Origin of the sequence: Pseudoflavonifractor sp. An85 (assembly GCF_002161235.1) — a bacterium.
GTDB lineage: Bacteria > Bacillota > Clostridia > Oscillospirales > Oscillospiraceae > Enterenecus.
This window is the reverse complement of the sequence record NZ_NFHE01000115.1, coordinates 1-911: the sequence shown is the minus strand read 5'-3', so window position 1 is coordinate 911 and position 911 is coordinate 1. Positions and strand designations below refer to the sequence as shown.

The 911-nt window shown below is 59.3% G+C and carries 2 protein-coding genes; both read right to left on the bottom strand.

Translation table 11 applies throughout. From position 1 onward, the window contains the following. Positions 1-134: 134 nt before the first annotated feature. Positions 135-338 carry a hypothetical protein gene (locus B5G37_RS14690; RefSeq protein WP_087258987.1) on the bottom strand — a complete coding sequence of 68 codons (204 nt, stop codon included), beginning with the start codon at positions 336-338 and terminating at the stop codon, positions 135-137. A gap of 91 nt (positions 339-429) precedes the next feature. Continuing rightward, positions 430-911, bottom strand: a 482-nt coding sequence (locus B5G37_RS14685) for a TraG/TraD/VirD4 family protein (protein ID WP_158099451.1), incomplete at its 5' end; no start/stop codon positions are given.

The following is a 911-nucleotide window of genomic DNA, read 5'->3' as shown; positions in this document are numbered from 1 at the left end:
TGGTCATGCCGAGGTTGATGAGGCCGAAGACGACGAGCACGCCGCCGAGGAAGGTGACGCCCTGAGTGAGCATCTGTACTACATTGCTGAGCATTGTGATTGTTCCTTTCTTGTTGTTGTGAATGGGTTTCCTGTCAGAACCCGGTAAACCCGTAGAGCGCGGCGAACCCTGTGATGATGCCGCCCGACACGATCAGGGCGATGGCCTTCACCAGTTCGCCGCCCCCGCCGCGCATCCCGTCCTTGAGCTGGATGCCAAGGTAGATGACGCCGATGACGGTGATGGTCGCGCCGATGTAGGCAATGGGTTTCGCGGCGATGCGGACGATTTCTTCCATGTGGGGATGGTTCTCCTCTCCTTTCGGTTGGGGGCCGTGGCATGGGATTTTCCCGACGCCACGGCCCATTGTACCAGCAGACCGGTATCTTTTAGGCACCCTTGTGTGCTTCCGCTTCGCGCATGTACGCCTTGAAGTCGAAGGACTGGTCGTGGAGGCGCTTGGGGTTGCGTTTGTCCACGATGTAGCAGTAGCGCTTGTGGCTGTGGGGGTCGTACTTGTCGTCCATCAATGGGTTGGTGCCCGCGATGAGCAGGATTGCCTTCCTGCGGCTCATCTTGGCGATCTCCGCCGCGTCGATCAGGTCGCGCCCCTGTATCTGCATGTTCTTGGACGCGCTGGACGACTGGCCGGTGCTCTCGTTGTAGGTGAGCTGGTTGATGGTCTGCTTGCCGATCATCTCCGCGATCTCCTTGTTCGTGGAGTTCGACTTGCCGCCGAGGAACAGCGTGCTGTCGCAGCAGTCCACGATGGTCTGCGCCTTCTTGTCGTACTTCGACTCAAGCTGGCTCATGGATTGCAGGATGATGGTGATGCCGATGTTCCGGCTTCGGGTCACGGCGATGGTCTCCT